The sequence below is a fragment of the Variovorax sp. Soil_C_39 genome (genome assembly GCF_057656815.1).
In genome coordinates, this window is sequence record NZ_JBDGJQ010000003.1 from 29,541 (window position 1) to 51,836 (window position 22,296).

Below are 22,296 nucleotides of genomic sequence, written 5' to 3' on the forward strand. Positions count from 1 at the left end.
GATGCGCATGCCCCGAATGCTCCGCCAGCTGATGCACCGCCGCATCGTGATGCTGTCCGCGCTCGTGCTGCTGGCGATCGCGGTGCTCGCGGTCGGCGCGCCGCTGTTCGCTTCCATCGATCCCAACGACACCGCCGTGCTGCAGCGGCTGAAGGCGCCGGGCGCCGAACACCTGCTCGGCACCGACGAGCTCGGCCGCGACATGTATTCGCGCATCCTCCACGGCGCGCGCTATTCGCTCGCCATCGCGGCGCTCACGGCGATCGGCGCGGTGGTCGCGGGCACGGCGCTGGGCCTCGCGGCCGGCTTCTTCCGCCGGCTCGACGCGCCGCTGATGCGCGTGGTCGACGCGATGATGTCCTTCCCCGACATCCTGCTGGCGATCGCGCTGGTGGCGATCCTCGGGCCCTCGCTGCTCAACACCGTGCTCGCGCTGGTGCTGGTCTACACGCCGCGCGTGGCACGTGTGGTGCGCGCCTCGACGCTGGTGGTGCGCGAGCTGCTGTTCGTCGAGGCGGTGCGCGCGCTCGGCGTGCGCACCTCGCGCATCCTGTGGCGCCACATCCTGCCCAACCTGATGTCGCCGATCCTGGTGCAGGTCTCGTTCATCTTCGCCTACGCCATCCTGGCCGAGGCGGGGCTGTCGTTCCTCGGCGTCGGCGTGCCGCCCGAGATACCGACCTGGGGCACCATGGTCGCGGGCAGCCAGCAGTACGCGCACCAGGCCTTCTGGGTGGTGCTGTTCCCGGGGCTGGCGATCATCCTCACGGCGCTCTCGCTGCAGCTGCTCGGCGACGGCGTGCGCGACCTGCTCGACCCCAAGCTCAAGAAAACCTCGTGATGACGAACGCGAACGACATCCCCCGTCTCACGGTCAGCAACCTGAGCACCAGCTTTCCCACCGAGGACGGCCTGGTGCGTTCCGTGGCCGAGGTGAGCTTCTCGATCCGGCCCGGCCGGACCACCGCGCTGGTCGGCGAATCGGGCTCGGGCAAGTCGGTCACCAGCCTCACGCTGATGCGCCTGCTGCCGAAGACCGCCAACGCGCAGGTCAGCGGCAGCGCATCGTTCGTGACGCGCGAAGGCCAGACGCGCGACCTGCTGCAGATCGACGAGCGCGAGATGCGCTCGCTGCGCGGCAACCAGCTGGCGATGATCTTCCAGGAGCCGATGACCAGCCTCAACCCGGTGTTCACCATCGGCGAGCAGATCGCCGAGAGCGTGCGGCTGCACAAAGGGCTCGACCGCAAGGCCGCGCTCGCGCATGCGCTGCGCATGCTCGAACTGGTGGAGATCCCGGCCGCGGCGCAGCGACTGCACGAGTACCCGCACCAGCTCTCGGGCGGCATGCGCCAGCGCGTGATGATCGCGCTCGCGATGGCCTGCGACCCGACGCTGCTGATCGCCGACGAGCCCACCACCGCGCTCGACGTGACGATCCAGGCGCAGATCCTCGCGCTCATGCGCCGGCTCCAGGCCGAGACCGGCATGAGCATCCTGTTCATCACGCACAACCTCGGCGTGGTTGCGCACCATGCCGACGACGTGGCCGTGATGTACGCGGGCCGCGTGGTCGAGAGCGCGCCCGTGCGGCCGCTGTTCGCGCAGCCGGGCCATCCCTACACGCAGGGGCTCCTCGCCTGCCTGCCGGGCAAGGCGCGCGCGGCGGGCCAGCCCCGGCCGAAGCGGCTGTACGCGATACGCGGGCAGGTTTCGAGCCCGCTCGCGCCGCCGCCGGGCTGCGCCTTCGAGCCGCGCTGCGACCATGCGGAGGCGGCCTGCCGGTCGGCCGTGCCGCCGCTGATCGACATCCGGCCGGCGCGCCAGGCACGCTGCATTCGCGTGCAGCCCGACGTACGGCTCGCGAGGCTCGCATGACCACCGCACTCTCCGCTTCCCCCCTCATCGAAGTCCGCGGGCTCAAGAAGTACTTCGGCAGCGGCGACCGCCCCGTGCGCGCAGTCGACGACGTGTCGTTCGCGATCCAGCCCGGTGAGACGCTGGGCCTGGTCGGCGAATCGGGATCGGGCAAGAGCACCATCGGCCGCACCGTGCTGCGGCTGGTCGAGCGCACCGCGGGCCAGGTTCTCTACCGCGGCGACGACATCGGCACGCTCTCGGGCGAGCGCATGCGCCGGCTGCGCAGCAAGCTGCAGATCATTTTTCAAGACCCGTATGCAAGCCTCAATCCGAAGATGCGCATCGGCGCCATCCTCGGCGAGGCGCTCGCCACGCACGGCCTGCACAAGGGCAAAGAGGCCCGCGAGCGGCGCATTGCCGAACTGCTCGAGACCGTGGGCCTGCGCGCCGAGCATGCGAGCCGCTTTCCGCACGAGTTCTCGGGCGGGCAGCGCCAGCGCATCGGCGTGGCGCGCGCGCTCGCGGTCGAGCCCGAGTTCATCGTGGCCGACGAGCCGCTGTCGGCGCTCGACGTGTCGATCCAGTCGCAGGTGATCAACCTGCTGGCCGACCTGCGCGAACGGCTCGGCCTCACGATGCTCTTCATCTCGCACGACCTCGACGTGGTCGAGTACCTGTGCGACCGCGTGGTGGTGCTGTACCTCGGCAAGGTGATGGAAGTGGCCACCACCGACGAGCTCTTCGCCCGGCCGGCACATCCCTACACGCAGGCGCTGCTGGCCGCGAGCCCGCGGCCCGACCCCGACACGCCGACCCTGCACGTCGCGCTCAAGGGCGACATCCCGAGCCCGATCGCACCGCCGTCGGGCTGCGTGTTCCGCACCCGCTGCCCGCATGCGATCGACGCCTGCGCCCGCACCGTGCCGCCGCTCGAAGAGGTTTCCAACGGACACTACAGCGCCTGCATCCGCCGGGAGCTGCTTTCCAACATCGCTGCATGACCATGACCTCCGCCGCCACCGCCGCCCCTGCCGACGATTTCGACGATCCGCTGCTCGGCAGCGGCTTCAAGGGCTATCCGCGCACCCAGCCGCCGCGCCGCCGCAGCGAAGTCGGCGCGGCCGGATGGAACGTGCTCGCGGGCGACCTGCCGCTGCCGCTGGCCGTGCTGCGGCGCGAAGCGCTCGAACACAACCTGGCATGGATGCAGGCCCGCGTGCGCGAATGGGGCATCGACCTCGCGCCGCACGGCAAGACCACCATGTCGCCGCAGCTGTTCCGGCGCCAGCTCGATGCCGGCGCCTGGGGCCTGACCTTCGCCACCGTCACGCAGCTTGCCGTGGGCGTGGCCGCGGGCGCACGCCGCACGCTGATCGCGAACCAGGTGGTCGGCGACGAAGACCTCGCCGGCATCCAGCTGCTGCTTGCCGCCCACGCCGACCTGCGCGTGGTGTTCCTGGTCGATTCGCTCGCGCAGCTGGCACTCGTCGAAGACTGGTCGACGCGCCACACCGAGAGCGTGCCGTTCGAGGTGATGCTCGAGATCGGCGTCGAGGGTGCGCGCACCGGCTGCCGCACGCACGACGAAGCGGTCGCGCTCGCCACGCGGCTGCGCGCCAGCGATGCCGTCAAGCTCGTGGGCATCGAGACCTACGAAGGGCAGGGCGCCACCGGTGCCAGCGAACCCGATGCCGCCTACGCCAACGCGCTGATGGACCGCGTTGAAGCCATTGCGCGCCACTGCGACACGCAGGGCCTGTTCGAGGCCGACGAGGTGCTGGTGTCGGCCGGCGGCTCGGCCATCTTCGATCTCGTGGCGGGGCGGCTCAAGCCGGCGCTCGGCGCACCGGTGCGCGGCCTGCTGCGCTCGGGCTGCTACGTGACGCACGACCATGGCTTCTACAAGCGCATGGTGAGCGCGGTCGACGAGCGCCTGGGCTGCGGCTGCGACGAGAGCCTGGTGCCCGCGATGGAAGTCTGGGCCACGGTGCAGTCGCGGCCCGAGGCGGGCCTCGCGATTCTTGCCGTCGGCAAGCGCGACATTTCCTTCGACCTCTCGATGCCGGTGCCGATCGCGCGCGCGGCGCGCGGCGCGCGGGTCGCCGAGCCGGTGCCCACCGGATGGAAGATCACCGCCCTGAACGACCAGCACGCCTACCTGCGCTGGGACGCCGCCGAGGAGGCGCTGGCGCCGGCCGTCGGCGACCGCGTCGGCCTCGGCATCTCGCACCCGTGCACCACCTTCGATAAATGGCACTGGATGCCCATCGTCGAGAACGACTACCGCGTCAGCGACGCGGTGGCGATGCACTTTTGAAGCGCGCACCGATGACGCCCTCGCTGCTCCAGAAGATCGCGCAGACCCGCACCGGCGCGCCGGCCACGCGCCGCGCGATCCTCGACCTGATCCTCGAGGACCCCGATCGGGTGCTCGAGGAAAGCTTCGAATCGCTGGCCGCGCGCTCGGGCAGCTCGGTGCCGACCATCATGCGCACCTGCCGCGACCTCGGCTTTGCCGGCCTGCGCGAATTCAAGCTCGCGCTGGCGCAGGACCTCGCGCTCGGCGGTTCGCCGCTGCATCGGCGCGTGAACATCGAGGACGCGGCCGACGAGGTGGTCTCCAAGATCGCGCGCAGCGCCGCGGCCTCGGTCTCGGGCGTGCGCAGCCAGCTCGACATGCAGGTGCTCGACGGCGCCGTGGCCGCCATCGCCGCCGCACCGCACGTCGACCTGTATGGCGCGGGCGCCACCTCGTGGTTCATGGCCAACGACCTGCAGGCGCGGCTGTTCCGCCTCGGCCTCTCGGCCAACGCCTGGGCCGACTACCACCTGCAGCAGGTGGCCGGCGCGGCGCAGCGTCCCGGCGGCGTGGTGATCGCGATCTCGCACGTGGGCGGCATGCCCTCGCTGCTCGACGCGGTCGACATCGCACGCGGGCAGGGCGCCAAAGTGGTCGCGCTCACGCGGCCGGGCACCGCGCTCGCCGCCAGGGCCGACTTCCTGCTCGGCCTCTCGGTGCCCGACGACGCGGTGATGCACGTCGGCATCGACGCCTACCTGACGCACCTCACCGCGATCGAGATCCTCACGGTGCTGGTGGCGCAGCGCCGCGGCGAGCCGGCCGTGCAGCGGCTGCAGCGCGCGCGCGAGGCCTTCCAGCGCCACGGCATCGATGCCAGCACCCATCCGCTGCAGAGCTGGGACGGCGGCGGCATCCATCCGAAGGACGCCGCGGCATGACGACGGGCACCGCGCAGAGGCCCGTGCTGCTCGAGGCCGGCCTGGTGGTCGACGGCGCGGGCGGCCCCGCATGGACCGGCGACGTGCTGCTCTCGGCCGACCGCATCGTCGCACTCGGCGAAGGCCTGCGCGAGCGGCTCCCGATGGGCCTTTCGCTCTGCGACCTCGACGTGGTCGACTGCCGCGCCAGGGTGATCGCGCCGGGCTTCATCGATGCGCACACGCACGACGATGCGATCGTGCTGCGCGATCCGCTGTGCCTGCCCAAGCTCTCGCAGGGCATCACTACGGTGGTCACCGGCAATTGCGGCATCTCGCTCGCGCCCTACCGCACGCCGCAGTCGTTGCCGCCCCTCACGCTGCTCGGCGCCGACTCGTTCCGGCATGCGAGCATGGCCGCCTACCGCGCTGCGGTCGATGCGGCGCAACCCGCGCTCAACGTGGCGGCGCTCGTGGGTCACACGACCTTGCGCTTCGCGGCCATGGCCGCGCTCGACCGGGCCGCGACGGACGACGAACTCGCGCGCATGGCGGCGCTGCTCGACGACTGCATGGCCGAAGGGGCGCACGGGATGTCGTCGGGGCTCTTCTACGAAGAGGCCTTTGCCGCACCGGCCGAGGAAGTGACCGCGCTCGCACGTGTCGTCGCACGCCACGGCGGCGTGTACGCCACGCACCTGCGCAGCGAGATGCAGCAGATCATCGAGGCGTTGCACGAAGCTGGCGACACGGCCTTCGACGCCGGCGTGCCGCTGGTCATCTCGCACCACAAGTGCGCCGGTCCCGCCAACTGGGGCCGCACCAAGGAAACGCTGCCGCTGATCGAAGCGCTGGCCCAGCGGCAGCAGATCGCGATGGACGCCTATCCCTACGTTGCGGGCTCCACCGTGCTGCGCGAGGACCTCGTCGACGGCGTCATCGACGTGCTGCTCACCTGGTCCGACCCGCACCCCGAGATGACCGGCCGGCTCGTGGCCGACATCGCGCGCGAGTGGGGCGTGAGCGAGCAGGAAGCCGCCGTGCGCCTGAAGCCCGGTGGCGCCTGCTATTTCCAGATGCAGGAAGAAGACGTGGAGCGCGTGATCGCGCATCCGCTCACCATGATCGGCAGCGACGGCCTGCCGCACGACCGCCATCCGCATCCGCGGTTGTGGGGCGCGTTCCCGCGCGTGTTCGCGCGCTACTGGCGCGAGCGGCGCCTCTTCACGCTCGAGCAGGCGGTGCACAAGATGACCGGCATGACCGCGCGCAACCTGCGCATCGCCGACCGCGGCCTGCTGCGGGCGGGCGCGATGGCCGACGTGGTGGTGTTCGACCCCGAGACCATCGCCGACACCGCGACCTACGACAAGCCGCACGGCGTGAGCCTGGGGATCGAGCGGGTGTATGTGAACGGCGTTCTTGCCTACCGCGGCGATGCGGGCGAGGCGCGCGTGATCGCGCGCGCGGGGCGCATGCTGACGCGCGCCGCTAAACCACGAACGGAATGAACCGCCGCGTGCGCCCCATGTAGTCGCGGTACGCCTCGCCGAAATGCGCGAGGCATTCCTTCTCGTCGCTGAGCGCCGTCAGTACCAGCAGCACCGTGGCGGCCAGCACCAGCGCGAGCGTGAGCCAGGTGAACTGCTTGAGGAACGCGCCCCAGGCCAGCAGCATCAGCGCGGTGTACATCGGGTGGCGGATGTAGCGGAAGGCGCCGGTGCTGACGATCGACGAGGTCTTCTCGAAGGCGTACAAGGCGGGGTCGTCGCCGCGCGCCTCGGTCGGCTTGCCATCGGCCTTGAGCCGCCGGACGGCGTGGATCGGCAGCCAGATCGACACGACGAACATCAGGCTCGACACGATCTGCACTGGCGATGACGGGTTGGCATGCCAGACCGGCAGGTTCACGATGATGAGAACCAGCATGCATTCCCACGCGAAGAAGCGGTAGAACCCGTGCGAGCCCGGCTGGCGCAGCGGCCCGCGCGAGACGTACACCAGCGCGGCGGAGCCGGCGACGAAGAGAAGGATCTGGAACCAGAAGAGCATGGCGGCCGAATCTACACGGACCGCCGCCCTTCAGCCAGATATGGAGAACCCGCCGTCGACCGGAATGGCCGTGCCCGTGACGTAGTTGGAGGCTTGGCTCGCGAGGAACACGGCGGTGCCGGCGATGTCGGCCGGCTGGCCCCAGCGGCCGGCGGCGGTGCGGGCCACCACGCGGTCGTAGAGCGTGGGGATCAGCGTTCGCGCACCGTCGGTCAGTTCGGTCTCGAACCAGCCCGGCAGGATGGCGTTGACCTGGATGTTGTCGGCTGCCCACGAGAGCGCGGTCGACTTGGTGAGCTGCACGATGCCGGCCTTGCTGGCCGCATAGGCCGGCGCGTAGGGTGCGCCGAAGATCGACATCATCGAGCCGATGTTGATGACCTTGCCGCCGCCGGCGCGCTGAAGGTGCGGGTGCGCGGCGCGGCTGCAGAGGAACGCGCTCGTGAGGTTGGTGTCGAGCACCTGGTTCCATTCGGCCAGCGAGAGCTGGTCGACGGGCTTGCGCACCGTGGTGCCCGCGTTGTTGAGCAGGATGTCGAGCCGCCCGCAGCGTGCCGCGGCTTCATCGATGGCCTGCTGCACCGAGGCCTCGTCGCGCACGTCGACTTCGAGGGCGAAGCTGTCGCTGCCGAGTGCCCGCAGCCTTTCGACCGCGGCGGCCGACTTGGCGGCATTGCGCGCCGCGACGACGACGCGCGCGCCGGCCTTGGCCAGGCCTTCGGCCATGCCGAGGCCGATGCCGCCGTTGCCGCCGGTGACGAGCGCTGTTTTTCCGGTGAGATCGAACATCAGGGGGCTTCCGCTTTCTTGGAGACGAGGGTCAGGATATCGTAGCTCGCGACCAGCTCGCCGTCCTGGTTGGTCACCTCCACGTCCCACGCCACCACGCCATGGCCTTGGCCGCTGGCGTCTTTCTTCCGGCGGTCGATCTTGCGCTTGCAGGTCAGGCGCGCCTGGATGGTGTCGCCGATGCCCACCGGCTTGACGAAGCGCAGCGTGTCGAGGCCGTAGTTGGCGAGCACCGGGCCCGGCGACGGAGAGACGAACAGCCCGGCCGCGGCCGACAGCACGAAGTAGCCATGCGCGATGCGCTTGCCGAACGGCGACTGCCGCGCCGCGACCTCGTCGAAGTGCATGTAGAAGTAGTCGCCCGAGATGCCGCCGAACGCCACGATGTCGGCTTCGCCCACGGTGCGGCGGTGGGTGAGCAGCGAGTCGCCGATCTGCAGTTCCTCGAAGTGGCGCCGGAACGGATGCACCTCGCTCTCGCGCACGGCGGCGCCGCGCACATGCTCGCCGGTCACGGCCGAGAGCATGGTGGGCGAGCCCTGCACCGCGGCGCGCTGCAGGTAGTGCTTGACGGCGCGCAGGCCGCCGAGCTCCTCGCCGCCGCCCGCGCGGCCCGGTCCGCCATGCTTGAGCTGCGGCAGCGGCGAGCCGTGGCCGGTCGATTCTGCCGCGGCTTCGCGGTCGAGCACGAGCAGCCGGCCGTGCCATGCGGCGGCCACCGGAATCGCGCGGGCGGCCATGGCGGGGTCGCGCGTGACCAGCGTGCCCACGAGGCTGCCGCGTCCGCGCGCGGCCAGCGCCAGTGCCTCGTCGATGCCGTCATAGGGCATCAGTGTGCTGACCGGGCCGAAGGCCTCGACCTCGTGCGCCGCGTCGTGTTCGAGCGGCTTGCGGCTCAGCAGCAGGGTGGGCGCGAAGAAGGCGCCTTCGGCCACGCCGTCGCCGAGCGGCGCGAAGCCGTCGCGTTCGCCGTAGACCAGCTCGGCGCCTTCCAGCAGCATGGCCACGCGCGCGGCCACGTCGGCCTGCTGCGCATGCGAGGCCAGCGCGCCCATGCGCACCTCTTCACGCGCGGGGTCGCCGATGACCGTCTTGGCGAGCCGCGCGCGCAGGCGCTCGGCCACCGCGTCGAGGTGTTGGCGCGGCACGATCGCGCGGCGGATCGCGGTGCACTTCTGGCCGGCCTTGATGGTCATCTCGCGCGCCACCTCCTTCACGAAGAGATCGAACTCCTCGTCGTCGGGCGTCACGTCGGGCGCGAGGATCGCGCAGTTGAGCGAATCGGCCTCGGCGGTGAAGGGGATCGAACGGGCGACGAGGTTCGGATGCACGCGCAGCTTCGCGGCGGTGTCGGCCGAGCCGGTGAAGGTGACCACGTCGGGCTCCAGCAGCCGGTCGAGCAGGTCGCCGGTGCTGCCGACCACGAGCTGCAGGCTGCCCTCGGGCAGGATGCCCGACTGCACGATCAGCCGCATCAGCGCCTCGGTGACGAAGCTGGTGGCGGTGGCCGGCTTGCCGATGCAGGGCATGCCCGCGAGGAAGCTCGGCGCGAATTTCTCGAGCAGGCCCCAAACCGGGAAGTTGAAGGCGTTGATGTGCACTGCGACGCCGCCGCGCGGCACCAGGATGTGCGTGCCGGCAAAGCCACCCTTCTTGCCGAGCGGAAACGCCGGGCCCTCGTGCACGAGGTTGCCCGAGGGCAGCTCGTTGGTGCCGATGCCGGCGTACGCGCTCAGCGTGCCGGCACCGCCTTCGATGTCGATCCAGCTGTCGGTGCGCGTGGCACCCGTGTGGGCCGAGATCGCGTAGAGCGTTTCCTTGTTCGCGGCGAGGTACTTGGCCAGGGCCTTGAGGCGCTCGGCGCGCTGTTGGAAGTCGAGCTTCATGAGCGCGGGGAGGCCGGTGCGCCGCGCGTGCTGCAGCGCCTCGGCGAAGTCGATCGCCTCGGCGTGCGTGCTCGCCACGGGGCGGCCGTTGACGGCGCTGCGCAGCAACTGCGCGCTCTGGTTGCCGATCCAGCGGCCGGCGATGTAGCTTTGGAGTGTGGTCATGTCGATGTCCTTTCGAGGTCTGGCTCCTTCCCCCTCCGGGGGAAGGTTGGGATGGGGGCTGGCGGCGCTTGTTCCGAACTCAGCGCTTCGTCGAACGCCGTCGTGCCCCCACCCCAACCCTCCCCCAGCGGGGGAGGGAGAAAAAACGGTCAGTGCTTCTTTCCGATGCCCAGGTACGTCTCGATGATCCGCGGGTCGTGCAGCAGCTCGCGGGCATCGCCTTCGAGCGCCACGGCGCCCATCTCGAGCACGTAGGCGCGGTCGGCCACCTGCAGCGCGGCACGTGCGTTCTGTTCCACCAGCAGCACCGAGACGCCGTGGCTGCGCAGTTGCGACACCACGCGCAGCACCTCGCGCACCACCAGCGGCGCGAGGCCGAGCGAGGGCTCGTCGAGCATCAGGAGCCGCGGCCGCGCCATCAGCGCGCGGCCGATGGCGAGCATCTGGCGCTCGCCGCCCGACAGCGTCGAGGCCATCTGCGGGCGCCGCTCGCGCAGGCGCGGGAAGATCTCGAACACTTCCTCCATGCGCGCGCGCTGGTCGCGCTGGCCCTTGCGCCAGCGGTAGAAGCCGCCGAGCAGCAGGTTGTCCTCGACCGACATCTCGCCGAACAGCTCGCGCTTCTCGGGCACCAGCGCGACGCCGCGCGCCACCATCGCCTCGACGCTCGGGCGTGCGATGGTTTCGCCGCTCAGGCGCAGCGTGCCGGTGGAAGGCAGCATGCCCATGGCCGCGCACAGCAGCGTGGTCTTGCCGGCGCCGTTGGGCCCGATCACGGTGACGATCTCGCCTTCGTTGACCTGCAGCCGCACGCCGTGCACCGCCTCGACGGTGCGGTAGGCGACACAGAAGCCGTCGAGTTGGAGAATCGGGGCGCTCATCGCACGGCCTCCTGCAGGTCGTCGTCGGCACTGCCGAGGTAGGCCTCGAGCACGCGCGGATCGGCCTGCACCTCGGCGGGCGTGCCGGTCGCGATCACGGTGCCGAATTCGAGCACCGTCACGCGGTCGGCCAGGTTCATGACGAATTCCATGTCGTGTTCCACCACCAGGATGCCGAGGCCTTCAGCGCGCAATTGGCCGAGCAGGTCGGAGAGCGCGCGCTTCTCGAGATGGCGCAGGCCCGCGGCTGGCTCGTCGAGCAGCAGCACCGAGGGCTGGCCCGCGAGCGCTCGCGCGATCTCGACCACGCGCTGCTGCCCCAGCGAGAGCGAGGCGGCCGGCGCATCCGCATGGCCGCCGAGGCCGCAGCGTTCGATCTGGCGGCGGGCCTCGGCGAGCAGCGCAGCTTCTTCGGTGCGGTCCAGCCGCACCATGGCGGAGAGCCAGCCGCGGCGCGCGCGCAAGTGGGCGCCGAGCGCCACGTTCTCCACCACGCTGCGCTGCCCCAGCAGCCGCACATGCTGGAAGGTGCGGCCCAGGCCCAGCGCGGCAAAGGCGCGCGAAGGCTTCCCGGTCATCGGCTGGCCCGCGAGCCGCACGCCGCCCGCGCTCGGGTCGTCGACGCCGGAGACCATGTTGAAGAACGTGCTCTTGCCGGCGCCGTTCGGGCCGATGAGCGCATGGATCTCGCCGGCCTTCAGCGTCATGGAGATCGCGTCGTTCGCCACCAGGCCGCCGAAGCGCTTGCTGACCTCGTTGGCCTCCAGCAGCACGGTACCGGCGGCGGGCAGCGTGCGTTGCGCGAGCTGCTGCGCGGCAACCACCGTCGGCTGCGCGCCGCCCCTGCGGGGCTTCTCGCGCACCCAGCGGTGCGACAGGCGCGCCAGCGTGGGCCAGAGCCCGTCGGCGAAGCGCTGCAGCACGAACAGCATCAGCAGGCCGAACACGATCACCTCGAAGTTGCCGCTGGTGCCGAGCAGCGAAGGCAGAACGTCCTGCAGCTTCTCCTTCAGCAGCGTGATGAGCGCGGCGCCGAGCACCGCGCCCCACAGGTGGCCCGCGCCGCCCACCACCGCCATGAACAGCAGCTCGATGCCGATGTTGAGGTTGAACGGCGTCGGGTTGACGAAGCGCTGCAGGTGCGCATAGAGCCAGCCCGACACGGCGGCCAGCAGCGCCGCGAGCACGAAGAGCTTGATGCGGTGCCGCGCGGTGTCGACGCCCATCGACTCGGCCATCAGCCGCCCGCCCTTGAGCGCGCGGATGGCGCGCCCTTCGCGCGAATCGAGCAGGTTGTGCATGGCCCAGAGCGCGAGCAGCAGCACGGCCCAGATCACCACGCCGAGCGCGCGCGGCGAGGCGAACGAGAAGCCCGCGACGACCAGCGGCGGCACGCCCGTGATGCCGGTCTGGCCACCGAGGAACCCCATGTTGCCGAACAGGTAATAGAGGCTCAGGCCCCAGGCGATGGTGCCGAGCGGCAGGTAGTGGCCCTGCAGCTTGAGCGTGACCGCGCCGAGCGCCCAGGCGAGCGCGAAGGTCAGCACCAGGCCCAGCAGCAGCCCGGCCCAGGGCAGCAGCGCGGAGTCGGCGAAGCCGCCCAGCCATGCGGCGACCATCGGCGAGGTGCAGATCCAGGCGGTGGCATACGCGCCCATGCCGACGAAGGCGGCCTGCCCGAACGAGGTCATGCCGCCCACGCCGGTCAGCAGCACCAGGCCGGTCGCGACCAGCGCATAGAGCCCTATGTTGCTGAGCACCGAGACCGTGAAGTCCGGCAGGAAGCCCCAGGCCAGCGCGAGCGCCACCACGAAGGCGAGCGTGAGCTGGCGCGGCGTGACCAGCGGCGGGCGCACGGGTGCCGCCGCAGCGTCGGCAGTGGCGTTGGAAGATGCGGTGCGGTTCATTCCTCGTCCTCCACATGGTGGCTGTGCAGTGAGCGCCACCACAGCACGGGGATGATCAGCGTGAAGACGAGTACCTCCTTGTACGGGCTGGCCCAGAACGAGGCGAAGGCTTCGAGCTGGCCGACCAGCAGTGCGCCCGCAAGCGCCAGCGGATAGCTCGCAAGCCCGCCCACGATGGCCGCGACGAAGCCCTTCAGGCCGATCAGGAAGCCGGTGTCGTAGTACACCGTGGTGAGCGGCGCGATCAAGAGGCCCGACACCGCGCCGATGAGCGCTGCGAGCGCGAAGCTCAGGTCACCCGAGAGCCCCGTGGGAATGCCCGACAGGCGCGCGCCGACGCGGTTGATCGCGGTCGCGCGCAGTGCCTTGCCGACCATCGAGCGGCCGAAGAAGAGGAACATGGCGATCACCAGCAGCAGCGTGATGCCGACCACGACAAGCGACTGGCCGCTGACCGGAATGCCGCCGATGTCGAAGCGCGCGTCAGAGAAGGCGGTGGTGCGGTAGCCCTCGGCGCCGAAGAACAGCAGGCCCAGGCCCACCAGCACCCCGTGCAGCGCGACCGAGACGATCAGCAGCATCAGCACGCTGGCGTCGGCCAGCGGCCGGTAGGCCAGCCGGTAGAGCAGCGGTCCGAGCGGCGCGATCAGCACCAGCGTGGTCAGAGCCTGTGCGGCCATCGAGGTCGGGCGCAGCCCGAGCACGAGCGCGCAGGCCGCGGCCGGCAGCACCACGCACCAGGCCAGCGTGGAGCCCCACTCGACCAGCGCGCCGCGCTTCCAGCGCCAGGCTTCCACCACCAGCACCATGGCCGCGAGCGCGACCAGCAGCCACAGCGTGGCCGGCACACTGCCCGCCTGCAGCATCGCCATCGACAAGGCGCCGAAGGCGACGAACTCGCCCTGCGGGATGAAGATCACGCGCGTGACCGAGAACACCAGCACCAACGCGAGCGCCATCAATCCGTAGACGGCGCCGTTCACGATGCCGTCCTGCCCGAGCAGCAGGGCGATCTGAAAATCCATGGAAGAAAACCTTCGGAAATCGGTGTGTTGCTCCTTCCCCCTTTGGGGGAAGGCGGGGATGGGGGCAGGCGCGGCACTTGCGGTTGCGCGGCGTTCAATGCCGCCGTGCCCCCACCCCAGCCCTCCCCCAGCGGGGGAGGGAGCAAATCATCAGGGCTGGAATTTCCAGGCGCCGTTCTCGATCTTGACCATCACGCGCGCGCGCTGGTCGAGGCCCAGGTGGTCCTTCTCGGTCATGCTGAACACGCCATGCGCGCCCGACACTTCCTTGACCTGCTCGAGCGCATCGCGCAGCGCCGCGCGGAACTCCGGCGTGCCGGGTTGCGCCTTCTTGAGCGCGACCGGCACGGCTGCCGTCATCAGGAGGCCCGCGTCCCAGGCATGCGCGCCGAAGGTCGAGACCGAGTTCTTGCCGTTCGCGGCCTCGTAGGCGCTCACATAGGCGAGCGCCGACTTCTTCACCGGGTGGCTGGCCGGCAGCTGCTCGGCCACCAGCACCGGGCCCGCGGGCAGGAAGGTGCCTTCGACGTCCTTGCCGCCCACGCGCAGGAAGTCGGCGTTGGCCACGCCGTGCGTCTGGTACATCTTGCCGGTGTAGCCGCGCTCCTTGAGCGTCTTCTGCGGCAGCGCGGCCGGCGTGCCCGAGCCGGCGACGAGCACCGCATCGGCCTTCGTCGCCATGATCTTCAGCGCCTGACCGGTGACCGAGGTGTCGGTGCGCGCGTAGCGCTCGTTGGCGACGACCTTGAGCTTCTTCAGCTCGGCGGCCTTCGCGAACTCCTGTGACCAGCCTTCGCCGTAGGCGTCGGAGAAGCCGATGAAGGCCACGGTCTTCACGCCGCTGGCCGCCATGTGCTCGGCGATCGCAAGCGACATCATGATGTCGTTCTGCGGCGTCTTGAAGACCCACTTCTTCTTGTCGTCCATCGGCTCGACGATGCGCGCCGAGGCGGCGATGGAGATCATCGGCGTCTTCGCCTCGGCGACCACGTCGATCATCGCGAGCGAGTTGGGCGTGGTGGTGGAGCCGAGCACGATGTCGACCTTGTTCTCGGCGATGAGCTTGCGGGTGTTGGCCACGGCCGCCGTGGTGTCCGACGCATCGTCGAGCACGATGTAGTTGATCTTTTGGCCCCCGATGGTCTTGGGCATCAGTGCGATGGTGTTCTTCTCGGGAATGCCGAGGGACGCGGCCGGGCCGGTGGCCGAAAGCGTGACGCCGACGTTGACGTCGGCCCAGGCGGCAGCGGCGGTGGCGCAGAGCGCGGCGATCAGCAGGGGTTTGAAGAAGAATTTCATGGGTGGTTGTCTCCGGTGTTGTCGATGGGTGAGGGGTGATGGTTTTTCTTATCGTTCGTCGAACGACAGCGTGACGCGCTCGGTCAGCGGATGGGCCTGGCAGGTCAGCACGAAGCCTGCGGCGACTTCATTCTTGTCGAGCGCGAAGTTCCTTTCCATGCGGACTTCCCCCTCCACGCACTTGGCGCGGCAGGTCCCGCACACGCCCGAGGTGCACGAGAAGGGCACCTCGAGCCCGGCGGCCGATGCCGCATCGAGGATGCTCGGTTGTCCTTCGGTGAAGGTGATCTCGCGTTGCAGGCCGTCGCGCACGATCGTCACGCGCGCCTGCCTCGCGTCGCCCGGCAGCGCTTCGTGCACCACGGCACCGACCTGTGCGCCCGCGCCCGCCGAGGGCATCGCGACGCCGAATCGCTCGATGTGGATGCGGTCCTCGGGCACGCCGGCCGCCAGCAGCGCCGCCTCGGCCTCGTCGTTCATCTGGAACGGGCCGCAGACATACGCATGGTCGATGCCGTGCGCCGGCACCACGGTGCGCAGGAAGTCGCCGATCTTCGCGCGGTCCATCACACCGCTGCCGAGCGGTGAATCGGTCTGCTCGTCGGAAAACACATGGTGCAGCACGAGCCGCGTCATCCATCGGTTCTTCAGGTCCTCGATCTCTTCCTTGAACATCGTGGACTGCAGCTGCCGGTTGCCGTAGACCAGCGTGAAGCGGCTTCGGGGCTCGCGCGCCAGCACGGTCTTCATGATCGACAGGATCGGCGTGATGCCGCTGCCGCCCGCGATGCCGACGTGGTGCCGTGCGGCGCCGGGTTCGATCGGCACGAAGAAGCGGCCCTGCGGCGCCATCACCTGCACCGTGTCGCCGGGCTGCAGGTGCGCGTTGATCCAGTTCGAGAACACGCCGCCGCGCACCTTGCGCACGCCCACGCGAAGTTCGCCGTCGTCGAGGCCGGCACAGATCGAGTACGAGCGACGCAGGTCCTGGCCGTCGATCTCGCGGCGCAGCGTGAGGTACTGCCCCTGCGTGAAGCCGAAGACCTCGCGCAGCGCGGGCGGCACGTCGAACGAGACGATCACGGCCTCGGCGGTGTCGGGTTCGACCGCCTTCACGCGCAAGGGGTGGAAAAGGGTGCTCATCTAGATCGGCTTGAAGTGTTCGAAGGGTTCTTGGCAGGCGAGGCAGCGGTACAGCGCCTTGCAGGCGGTCGAGCCGAAGGCCGAGAGACGTTCGGTACGCTCGCTCTCGCAGCGTGGGCAGGCGATGCGTTCGCCCGCGATGCGGCCGAAGAGGCGGATCGGTACCGCGGTGCCGGCGGCGGCTTCGGCCGAGAGGTGCGCAGGCGGTGCGATGCCGTAGGCCTTGAGCTTCGTTCGCCCTTCGTCGCTGATCCAGTCGCTCGACCATGCGGGTGCGCGGCGCAATGTGGCGCGCGCCGGGCCGAGCCCGGCCCCGGCGATGGCGGCCAGCACGTCGTGTTCGATGGCCTCGGTGGCGGGGCAGCCGGAGTAGGTCGGCGTCAGCACGATCTCGAGGCCGTCGTCATGCTCGATGACCTCGCGCACGATGCCGAGGTCGCAGACCGAGACCGCCGGCACCTCCGGATCGGGCACGCCGTGCAGCACGGCCCAGGCCGCGTCCACGCGCGAGGCGGCCAGTGCGTTCGCCGTCACCACACGCCTCCGGGATAGGCGCGCTGCAGGTGCTGCATCTCGGCCAGAAGGTAGCCCATGTGCTCGCTGTGCACCCCCCGCTTGCCGGTGCTGCGGAAGGCGGCTTCGGCCGGCATCGCGAGGCCTGCGCCGTCGAGCACCTGCTGCATCTCCGCGAGCCAGGGCGCGCGCAGTTCGCTCCATGCGGGGCCGAGGCCGCTCGCGCTGGCTGCGGCATCGACCTCGTCGCTTTCGAACAGTTCGGGCATGTAGAGCCAGAGCTGCTTCAAGGCCTTTTCGGTGCGGCGGCGCGATTCGTCGGTGCCGCCGCCGAGGCGGACCACCCAGTCGGCCGAGTGCTGCTGGTGGTAGCGCGCCTCTTTCAGCGCCTTGCCGGCGATGGCGGCCACCTCGGCATCGTTCGATGTTGCGAGGCGCTGCCACAGCAGCTTGAGCAAGGTGGCGACCATGGTGTTGCGCACCACGGTGAAGGCGAAGTCGCCGCGCGGCAGCTCGACGAGCGTGAGGTTGAAGTAGTCGCGCTCGTCGCGAAGGTAGGCGAGCTGGTCCTCGTCATGCGCGCGGCCCTCTTCTCCACCGGAAGCCTCGAGGGTGCCCGCGTGCGTGAGCAGCGCGCGCGCCTGGCCCACGAGGTCGAGCGCGATGTTGGCCATCGCGATGTCTTCCTCCAGCACGGGCGCGTGGCCGCACCATTCGCCGAGCCGCTGCGCGAGCACAAGGCAGGTGTCGCCGATGCGCAGCAGGTACTGCACGGCGGGTGTCCGGTTCAGTTCGATCGATGCTTGCATGGCGGCGCTCACATGTGGTCGACCGACTTGGGCAGCGCGTAGAAGGTCGGATGCCGGTACACCTTGTCTTCGGCGGGGTCGAAGTACATGTCCTTCTCGCCCGGATCGCTCGCCACGATCTGGTCGGAGCGCACCACCCAGATGCTGCTGCCTTCCTGGCGGCGCGTGTAGACATCGCGCGCCATCTGGATCGCCATCTTCGGGTCGGCGGCGTGCAGGCTGCCGCAGTGCTTGTGGTCGAGGCCGGCCTTGCTGCGCACGAAGACTTCCCACAGCGGCCACTCTTGCTTGGCGTCGGCGTTCATGCGGCTTCCTTCATCGGTTGCTTGGCGGCGTGGGCCAGCGCGGCTTCGCGCACCCATGCGCCGTCTTCCCAGGCGTCGACGCGGGCCTGCAGGCGCTCGCGGTTGCACGGGCCGTCGCCGCCCACCACGCGCCAGAACTCGCTCCAGTCGATGGCGCCGAAGTCGTGCGCCTGGCGTTCTTCGTTCCACTTCAGGTCGGGGTCGGGCAGCGTCACGCCGAGGATGCGCGCTTGCTCGACCGCGGCGTCGATGAACTTCTGGCGCAGCTCGTCGTTGCTGACGCGCTTGATGCCCCAGCGCATCGACTGCGCGCTGTTGGGCGACTGGTCGTCGGGCGGACCGAACATCATGATCGAGGGCCACCACCAGCGGTTGACGGCGTCCTGCACCATCGCCTTCTGCGCGTCGGTGCCGTGCGTCATCATCGTCAGCAGCGACTCGAAGCCCTGGCGCTGGTGGAAGCTCTCCTCTCGGCAGATGCGGACCATGGCGCGCGCATAGGGCGCATAGGAGCAGCGGCAGATCGGCACCTGGTTCATGATGGCCGCGCCATCGACCAGCCAGCCGATGGTGCCCATGTCGGCCCAGCTCAGCGTGGGGTAGTTGAAGATCGAGCTGTACTTGGCGCGGCCGCTGTGCAGCGCGTCGAACATCTGGTCGCGCGAGGTGCCGAGCGTCTCGGCCGCGGCATACAGGTAAAGGCCATGACCGCCTTCGTCCTGCACCTTGGCGAGCAGGATGGCCTTGCGCTTGAGCGTGGGCGCGCGGCTGATCCAGTTGCCTTCGGGCAGCATGCCGACGATCTCGGAGTGGGCATGCTGGCTGATCTGGCGCACCAACGTCTTGCGGTAATGCTCGGGCATCCAGTCTTTCGCCTCGATGAATTCGCCGGCATCGATGCGCGCCTCGAAGCCTTCTTCGCGCTGCATCTCCTGGGCGGAACGCACGGCTTTCTTCTTGCCGTCTGCCGCGTCCTTGCCCATGGTGTCCATGGCCTGGGTGTACATGTGCGTGTCCTTTGAAACGGTGTGGTGGAAATCAGCCCCGGGGACGGGTGTCGACCACCCGCCGGGCCTTGCCGGTCTGCGTGCGTTCGATCGAATCGGGGTCGAAGACGCGCACCGTCGTCGAGATGCCGACCAGCGTCTTCACGCGGTCCTGCACCCAGCTGGCGATGGCGTCGCGTTCGGCTTGCGCCACGCTCGCGTTGCGGTGCTCGAGCTCGCAGTGCACCTCGACCTCGTCGAGCAGCCCCTCGCGGCGCACGTGCACCTGGTAGAGGCCGGAGAGCCGGCCTTGCGCCAGCACGATCTCCTCCACCTGCGTGGGAAAGACGTTGACGCCGCGGATGATCATCATGTCGTCGCTGCGCCCGACGATCTTGCCCATGCGGCGGAAGGCGCGCGAGGTGGGCGGCAAAAGGCGCGTGAGGTCGCGCGTGCGGTAGCGCACGATCGGCATCGCCTCCTTGCTGAGCGAGGTGAAGACCAGCTCGCCTTCCTCGCCGTCGGCCTTGAGTTCGCCGGTGTCGGGGTCGATGATCTCGGGGTAGAAGTGGTCTTCCCAGATCACCGGGCCGTCCTTGCTTTCGACGCATTCGCTCGCCACGCCGGGGCCCATCACCTCCGAGAGTCCGTAGATGTCGACCGCGTCGATGCCGGCCTTGGCCTCGATGTCGCGGCGCATCGCCTCGGTCCATGGCTCGGCACCGAAGATGCCGATGCGCAGCGAACTGTCCTTCGCGTCCAGGCCCTGGCGCTCGAACTGCTCGATGATCACCTGCATGTAGCTCGGGGTGACCATGATGATGTCGGGTTTGAAGTCCTGGATCAGCTGCACCTGCTTCTCGGTCTGGCCGCCCGACATCGGGATGACGGTGCAGCCCGCGCGCTCGGCGCCGTAGTGCGCGCCGAGGCCGCCGGTGAAGAGGCCGTAGCCGTAGGCCACGTGGACCATGTCGCCGGCCCGCCCGCCCGCGGCGCGGATCGAGCGCGCCACCAGGTCGGCCCAGGTCTCGATGTCGTTCTTCGTGTAGCCGACCACCGTCGGCTTGCCGGTGGTGCCCGACGAGGCATGGATGCGCGCGACCTGCTCGCGCGGCACTGCGAACATGCCGAAGGGGTAGTTGTCGCGCAGGTCGCTCTTCACCGTGAACGGGAACTTCGACAGGTCGGCGAGCGTTTTCAGGTCATCGGGGTGCACGCCCTTGGCATCGAAGGCGCGGCGGTAGTGCGGCACGTGGTCGTAGGCGCGCTGCAGCGTGGCGCGCAGGCGCTGCACCTGCAACGCGGTGATCTCGTCGCGGCTCGCGGTCTCGATCGGTTCGAGTTCGCCGGGGGCGGGGTGTCTGGCGGTCATGGCGGGCGTCTCTCCTCAGGCTGCGGCGGGCACGGCGGGGCGGCCCTTGGCCGTGTACGAACGGCCGCGGAACATCGCGATGCGCTCGCCGCGCTGGTTGGTGATCTCGGTGTCGTAGACGCCGGTGCGGCCGGCCTTCGAGACTTCGAAGCAGCGCGCGGTCAGCAGGTCGCCTTCGCGTGCCGGTGCGATGAAGTCGATCGAGAAGCCCGAGGCGACGGTCAGTTCGTTGTACGAGTTGCAGGCGAAGGCAAAGGTCGAATCGGCCAGCGTGGCCATGAAGCCGCCGTGGCAGATGGCGTGGCCGTTGAGCATGTCGGCGCGCACGCGCATCTCGATCGTGGCCTGGCCGGGGCCGACCTCGACGATGCGCATGCCCAGGCCCTTGCTCGCGTTGTCGTTGGCGAACATGCCGTCGCGCACATGCTCGGCGGTCTGCTGCGGGGTGCGTGTGGGTTCACTCATGGCTCAGCGGTCCTTGAAGACAGGGAGGCGCTTGGCACGGAAGGCTTCGACGCCTTCGCGGTAGTCGCCGGCATGGCCGAGGTCGCGCTGGATGCGGGCTTCCTCGGTGAGCGCTTCGTCGAGGCGCAGGCCGTCGGCGGCGGCCATGGCCTCGCGCGTGGCGACGAGCGCGCGCGTCGGCATGGCCGCGAGCCGGGCGGCGAGGGCGGCGGCCGTCTCGGCGAGCACCGCGTCGTCCACGCATTGCCAGATCAGCCCGATGCGCGCCGCTTCTTCCGCGGGGAGCTTGTCGCCGAGCATCGCGAGGCCCAGCGCGCGCGCCGGACCGACGAGCCGCGGCAACAGCCAGGTGCCGCCCGTGTCGGGCACGAGGCCGATCTTCGCGAAGGCCTGGATGAAGCTCGCCGAACGGCCGGCCACCACGAGGTCGCAGCACAGCGCGAGGTTCGCGCCCGCGCCCGCGGCCACGCCGTTGACCGCGGCGACCACCGGCACCGGCATCGAGCGGAGGCGCGAGACCAGCGGGGCATAGAAGGTGGCGATGACATGGCCCAGGTCCTTGGGCGCGGCACCGGGGGCGGGGTCGGGCGCCACCGAGGAATCGGCGAGGTCCTGGCCGGCGCAGAAGGCGCGGCCCGCGCCCGTGAGCACGAGGCAGCGCACCGTCGTGTCCTCGGCCGCCTCTTCGAGTGCGGCCATCAGCGCGGCATGCAGTTCGGTCGTGAAGCTGTTGAGCGCCGCGGGCCGGTTGAGGCGCAGCGTGCGGACGGCGCCGGCATCGTCGATGAGAACCAAAGGTTCTGCCATGGGCTTTGTCTCCCGTTGTTCAAGAAGGGCGGCCAGCAGCGCAAACACTATTGACCGACCGTTCGGTTGATTTTAGGATCGTCCCCGGTATCCGCACAAGCGCCGGGGCCTCGGGCAAACCCTGAGCCGGCCGTTCCACCCCGAGGAGACGTTCCGAATGCCCAGCTATTCCATCGACGGCGTGATTCCCGTGGTCGACCCCACCGCCTACGTGCATCCGAGCGCCGTGTTGATCGGCGATGTGATCGTCGGCCCGCGCTGCTACGTGGGCCCGTGCGCGAGCCTGCGCGGCGACTTCGGCCGCATCGTGCTCGAGGAGGGCTCGAACGTGCAGGACCACTGCTGCGTGCACGGCTTTCCCGACCAGGACACGGTGGTGGAGGTCAACGGCCACATCGGCCACGGCGCGATCCTGCACAGCTGCGTGGTGCGCCGCGATGCGCTGGTCGGCATGAACGCGGTAGTGATGGACGAGGCCGAGATCGGCGAGCAGGCGATCGTGGCCGCCTGCGCCTTCGTGCCGGCCGGCATGAAGGTGCCCCCGCGCACACTGGTGGCGGGCATTCCGGCCAAGGTGAAGAAGGTGCTCAGCGACGAGGAGATCGCCTGGAAGCTGGAAGGCACGCACACCTACCACGCGCTGACCGATCGCAGCCTCGCGAGCCTGCGCGAAGTGGCACCGCTCGCGCGCCCCGAGGCTGACCGGCCGCGGCTGCCCGACTTCGACGTGCAATCGCTGATCGCGATGCGGCGCGGCTAGGGCGCCGCGTTCGATCGTGCAAGATCGCGGGTTGTCCGCAGCCACTTGCCCCC

The 22,296-nt window shown here is 69.8% G+C and carries 22 protein-coding genes; 7 read left to right on the plus strand and 15 right to left on the minus strand.

Annotated elements, in window-relative coordinates; genetic code table 11:
• Nucleotide 1 precedes the first annotated feature (1 nt).
• Genes AC3A6J_RS07955 through AC3A6J_RS07980 form a run of 6 tightly spaced genes read left to right on the plus strand, consistent with a single transcriptional unit; the run spans nt 2 to nt 6,590 of the window.
• A complete protein-coding gene (locus AC3A6J_RS07955) occupies nt 2-841 on the plus strand; it encodes an ABC transporter permease (protein WP_487859383.1) in 840 nt (279 codons plus the stop codon).
• Nucleotides 841-1,878, plus strand: a complete 1,038-nt coding sequence (locus AC3A6J_RS07960) for an ABC transporter ATP-binding protein (RefSeq protein WP_487859384.1) — start codon at nt 841-843, stop codon at nt 1,876-1,878. The genes AC3A6J_RS07955 and AC3A6J_RS07960 overlap by 1 nt, the downstream gene beginning before the upstream one ends.
• Nucleotides 1,875-2,861: an ABC transporter ATP-binding protein gene (locus AC3A6J_RS07965; RefSeq protein ID WP_487859385.1), complete on the plus strand. Its 987-nt coding sequence runs from the start codon at nt 1,875-1,877 to the stop codon at nt 2,859-2,861. The genes AC3A6J_RS07960 and AC3A6J_RS07965 overlap by 4 nt, the downstream gene beginning before the upstream one ends.
• Nucleotides 2,858-4,177 carry an alanine racemase gene (locus AC3A6J_RS07970; RefSeq protein ID WP_487859386.1) on the plus strand — a complete coding sequence of 440 codons (1,320 nt, stop codon included), beginning with the start codon at nt 2,858-2,860 and terminating at the stop codon, nt 4,175-4,177. The genes AC3A6J_RS07965 and AC3A6J_RS07970 overlap by 4 nt, the downstream gene beginning before the upstream one ends.
• Before the next feature lie 11 nt (nt 4,178-4,188).
• Nucleotides 4,189-5,100: a MurR/RpiR family transcriptional regulator gene (locus AC3A6J_RS07975; protein ID WP_487859387.1), complete on the plus strand. Its 912-nt coding sequence runs from the start codon at nt 4,189-4,191 to the stop codon at nt 5,098-5,100.
• Nucleotides 5,097-6,590, plus strand: a complete 1,494-nt coding sequence (locus AC3A6J_RS07980) for an N-acyl-D-amino-acid deacylase family protein (RefSeq protein ID WP_487859388.1) — start codon at nt 5,097-5,099, stop codon at nt 6,588-6,590. Before AC3A6J_RS07975 ends, AC3A6J_RS07980 begins: the two co-directional genes overlap by 4 nt.
• On the opposite strand, the gene AC3A6J_RS07985 is transcribed toward AC3A6J_RS07980, so the two are convergent.
• From AC3A6J_RS07985 to AC3A6J_RS08055, 15 genes are all read right to left on the minus strand, one after another.
• Nucleotides 6,571-7,131 carry a methyltransferase family protein gene (locus AC3A6J_RS07985; RefSeq protein ID WP_487859389.1) on the minus strand — a complete coding sequence of 187 codons (561 nt, stop codon included), beginning with the start codon at nt 7,129-7,131 and terminating at the stop codon, nt 6,571-6,573. The two genes, AC3A6J_RS07980 and AC3A6J_RS07985, sit on opposite strands and share 20 nt — an antisense overlap.
• Nucleotides 7,132-7,161: 30 nt before the next feature.
• On the minus strand, nt 7,162-7,920 hold the full coding sequence (locus tag AC3A6J_RS07990; RefSeq protein ID WP_487859390.1) for an SDR family NAD(P)-dependent oxidoreductase: 759 nt from the start codon (nt 7,918-7,920) through the stop codon (nt 7,162-7,164).
• The gene (gene paaZ, locus AC3A6J_RS07995) at nt 7,920-9,971 is read right to left on the minus strand and encodes a phenylacetic acid degradation bifunctional protein PaaZ (protein WP_487859391.1); all 2,052 of its coding nucleotides are present in this window, start codon (nt 9,969-9,971) and stop codon (nt 7,920-7,922) included. Before paaZ ends, AC3A6J_RS07990 begins: the two co-directional genes overlap by 1 nt.
• 149 nt (nt 9,972-10,120) lie before the next feature.
• The gene (locus tag AC3A6J_RS08000) at nt 10,121-10,852 is read right to left on the minus strand and encodes an ABC transporter ATP-binding protein (RefSeq protein ID WP_487859392.1); all 732 of its coding nucleotides are present in this window, start codon (nt 10,850-10,852) and stop codon (nt 10,121-10,123) included.
• Nucleotides 10,849-12,759: a branched-chain amino acid ABC transporter ATP-binding protein/permease gene (locus AC3A6J_RS08005; protein ID WP_487859393.1), complete on the minus strand. Its 1,911-nt coding sequence runs from the start codon at nt 12,757-12,759 to the stop codon at nt 10,849-10,851. The genes AC3A6J_RS08000 and AC3A6J_RS08005 overlap by 4 nt, the downstream gene beginning before the upstream one ends.
• A complete protein-coding gene (locus AC3A6J_RS08010) occupies nt 12,756-13,784 on the minus strand; it encodes a branched-chain amino acid ABC transporter permease (protein WP_487859394.1) in 1,029 nt (342 codons plus the stop codon). The genes AC3A6J_RS08005 and AC3A6J_RS08010 overlap by 4 nt, the downstream gene beginning before the upstream one ends.
• 150 nt (nt 13,785-13,934) lie before the next feature.
• Nucleotides 13,935-15,083 carry an ABC transporter substrate-binding protein gene (locus AC3A6J_RS08015; protein ID WP_487859395.1) on the minus strand — a complete coding sequence of 383 codons (1,149 nt, stop codon included), beginning with the start codon at nt 15,081-15,083 and terminating at the stop codon, nt 13,935-13,937.
• Between the two features lie 48 nt (nt 15,084-15,131).
• Nucleotides 15,132-16,226 carry a 1,2-phenylacetyl-CoA epoxidase subunit PaaE gene (gene paaE / locus AC3A6J_RS08020; RefSeq protein ID WP_487859396.1) on the minus strand — a complete coding sequence of 365 codons (1,095 nt, stop codon included), beginning with the start codon at nt 16,224-16,226 and terminating at the stop codon, nt 15,132-15,134.
• Nucleotides 16,227-16,763: a 1,2-phenylacetyl-CoA epoxidase subunit PaaD gene (gene paaD, locus AC3A6J_RS08025; RefSeq protein WP_487859397.1), complete on the minus strand. Its 537-nt coding sequence runs from the start codon at nt 16,761-16,763 to the stop codon at nt 16,227-16,229. It abuts the gene before it with no gap.
• Complete coding sequence (gene paaC / locus AC3A6J_RS08030) at nt 16,757-17,548, minus strand: 1,2-phenylacetyl-CoA epoxidase subunit PaaC (RefSeq protein ID WP_487859398.1); 792 nt, start codon at nt 17,546-17,548, stop codon at nt 16,757-16,759. The genes paaD and paaC overlap by 7 nt, the downstream gene beginning before the upstream one ends.
• Before the next feature lie 8 nt (nt 17,549-17,556).
• The gene (gene paaB, locus AC3A6J_RS08035) at nt 17,557-17,853 is read right to left on the minus strand and encodes a 1,2-phenylacetyl-CoA epoxidase subunit PaaB (protein WP_487859399.1); all 297 of its coding nucleotides are present in this window, start codon (nt 17,851-17,853) and stop codon (nt 17,557-17,559) included.
• The gene (gene paaA, locus AC3A6J_RS08040; RefSeq protein WP_487859400.1) at nt 17,850-18,860 is read right to left on the minus strand and encodes a 1,2-phenylacetyl-CoA epoxidase subunit PaaA; all 1,011 of its coding nucleotides are present in this window, start codon (nt 18,858-18,860) and stop codon (nt 17,850-17,852) included. Before paaA ends, paaB begins: the two co-directional genes overlap by 4 nt.
• A gap of 31 nt (nt 18,861-18,891) precedes the next feature.
• The gene (gene paaK / locus AC3A6J_RS08045; RefSeq protein ID WP_487859401.1) at nt 18,892-20,211 is read right to left on the minus strand and encodes a phenylacetate--CoA ligase PaaK; all 1,320 of its coding nucleotides are present in this window, start codon (nt 20,209-20,211) and stop codon (nt 18,892-18,894) included.
• 15 nt (nt 20,212-20,226) lie between these two features.
• Nucleotides 20,227-20,676 carry a hydroxyphenylacetyl-CoA thioesterase PaaI gene (gene paaI, locus AC3A6J_RS08050; protein WP_487859402.1) on the minus strand — a complete coding sequence of 150 codons (450 nt, stop codon included), beginning with the start codon at nt 20,674-20,676 and terminating at the stop codon, nt 20,227-20,229.
• 3 nt (nt 20,677-20,679) lie between these two features.
• Nucleotides 20,680-21,483 (minus strand): enoyl-CoA hydratase-related protein, encoded by an 804-nt coding sequence (locus AC3A6J_RS08055; RefSeq protein WP_487859403.1) that lies wholly within the window; start codon nt 21,481-21,483, stop codon nt 20,680-20,682.
• 157 nt (nt 21,484-21,640) lie between these two features.
• On the opposite strand from AC3A6J_RS08055, the gene AC3A6J_RS08060 reads away from it, so the two are divergent.
• The gene (locus AC3A6J_RS08060; protein WP_487859404.1) at nt 21,641-22,243 is read left to right on the plus strand and encodes a phenylacetic acid degradation protein PaaY; all 603 of its coding nucleotides are present in this window, start codon (nt 21,641-21,643) and stop codon (nt 22,241-22,243) included.
• The last annotated feature ends 53 nt before the right edge of the window (nt 22,244-22,296 follow it).

Coding starts and splice junctions, on each gene's coding strand:
- paaE (WP_487859396.1), bottom strand. CDS start 16,226: ATGAGCACCCTTTTCCACCCCTTGCGCGTGAAGGCGGTCGAACCCGAC.
- paaK (WP_487859401.1), bottom strand. CDS start 20,211: ATGACCGCCAGACACCCCGCCCCCGGCGAACTCGAACCGATCGAGACC.
- AC3A6J_RS07960 (WP_487859384.1), top strand. CDS start 841: ATGACGAACGCGAACGACATCCCCCGTCTCACGGTCAGCAACCTGAGC.
- AC3A6J_RS07990 (WP_487859390.1), bottom strand. CDS start 7,920: ATGTTCGATCTCACCGGAAAAACAGCGCTCGTCACCGGCGGCAACGGC.
- AC3A6J_RS07965 (WP_487859385.1), top strand. CDS start 1,875: ATGACCACCGCACTCTCCGCTTCCCCCCTCATCGAAGTCCGCGGGCTC.
- AC3A6J_RS07980 (WP_487859388.1), top strand. CDS start 5,097: ATGACGACGGGCACCGCGCAGAGGCCCGTGCTGCTCGAGGCCGGCCTG.
- AC3A6J_RS07970 (WP_487859386.1), top strand. CDS start 2,858: ATGACCATGACCTCCGCCGCCACCGCCGCCCCTGCCGACGATTTCGAC.
- AC3A6J_RS08000 (WP_487859392.1), bottom strand. CDS start 10,852: ATGAGCGCCCCGATTCTCCAACTCGACGGCTTCTGTGTCGCCTACCGC.
- AC3A6J_RS08015 (WP_487859395.1), bottom strand. CDS start 15,083: ATGAAATTCTTCTTCAAACCCCTGCTGATCGCCGCGCTCTGCGCCACC.
- paaC (WP_487859398.1), bottom strand. CDS start 17,548: ATGCAAGCATCGATCGAACTGAACCGGACACCCGCCGTGCAGTACCTG.
- AC3A6J_RS07975 (WP_487859387.1), top strand. CDS start 4,189: ATGACGCCCTCGCTGCTCCAGAAGATCGCGCAGACCCGCACCGGCGCG.
- AC3A6J_RS08005 (WP_487859393.1), bottom strand. CDS start 12,759: ATGAACCGCACCGCATCTTCCAACGCCACTGCCGACGCTGCGGCGGCA.
- AC3A6J_RS07985 (WP_487859389.1), bottom strand. CDS start 7,131: ATGCTCTTCTGGTTCCAGATCCTTCTCTTCGTCGCCGGCTCCGCCGCG.
- paaB (WP_487859399.1), bottom strand. CDS start 17,853: ATGAACGCCGACGCCAAGCAAGAGTGGCCGCTGTGGGAAGTCTTCGTG.
- paaZ (WP_487859391.1), bottom strand. CDS start 9,971: ATGACCACACTCCAAAGCTACATCGCCGGCCGCTGGATCGGCAACCAG.
- paaA (WP_487859400.1), bottom strand. CDS start 18,860: ATGTACACCCAGGCCATGGACACCATGGGCAAGGACGCGGCAGACGGC.
- AC3A6J_RS08055 (WP_487859403.1), bottom strand. CDS start 21,483: ATGGCAGAACCTTTGGTTCTCATCGACGATGCCGGCGCCGTCCGCACG.
- paaI (WP_487859402.1), bottom strand. CDS start 20,676: ATGAGTGAACCCACACGCACCCCGCAGCAGACCGCCGAGCATGTGCGC.
- AC3A6J_RS08060 (WP_487859404.1), top strand. CDS start 21,641: ATGCCCAGCTATTCCATCGACGGCGTGATTCCCGTGGTCGACCCCACC.
- AC3A6J_RS07955 (WP_487859383.1), top strand. CDS start 2: ATGCGCATGCCCCGAATGCTCCGCCAGCTGATGCACCGCCGCATCGTG.
- AC3A6J_RS08010 (WP_487859394.1), bottom strand. CDS start 13,784: ATGGATTTTCAGATCGCCCTGCTGCTCGGGCAGGACGGCATCGTGAAC.